Origin of the sequence: Delftia sp. ZNC0008 (assembly GCF_000799035.1) — a bacterium.
Taxonomy (GTDB): Bacteria; Pseudomonadota; Gammaproteobacteria; order Burkholderiales; family Burkholderiaceae_C; genus Comamonas; species Comamonas tsuruhatensis.
Map to the genome: position 1 here is coordinate 1 of NZ_JTKZ01000646.1, position 521 is coordinate 521.

General features: G+C 75.0%; 1 protein-coding gene. It reads left to right on the top strand.

All coding sequences use genetic code 11. The features are described 5' to 3' along the window. Positions 1-521: amidohydrolase family protein (locus L995_RS21105; protein ID WP_047473488.1), on the top strand; the 521-nt coding region annotated here is incomplete at both ends.

Sequence of the window (521 nt, forward strand, 5' to 3'; positions counted from 1 at the left end):
CCGCGTCTGGGCCTGGCGCCCCACTCGCTGCGCGCCGTGCCGCCCGACAGCCTGCGCGTGGCCGTGGAGGGCCTGACGGCGCTGGACGCGCGCGCGCCCCTCCACATCCACATTGCCGAGCAGACCCAGGAGGTGGACGACTGCCTGGCCTGGAGCGGCCAGCGCCCCGTGCAATGGCTGCTGGAGCACGCCCCCGTGGACGCACGCTGGTGCCTGGTCCACGCCACCCACATGACGCCCGGCGAATACGCGGGCGCCGCGCGCAGCGGCGCCGTGGCCGGCATCTGCCCCACCACCGAGGCCAACCTGGGCGATGGCATCTGCGACATGCCGCAATGGCTGGGCCACGGCGGCGCCTGGGGCGTGGGCTCGGACAGCCATGCCTGCGTCAACGCGGCCGAGGAACTGCTGATGCTCGAATACAGCCAGCGCCTGTCGCTGCGCCAGCGCAACGTGCTGGCCGGCCCCGACCCGCAGGTGGGCACCGCGCTGTGGACCGCCGCCGTGCAGGGGGGACGCGG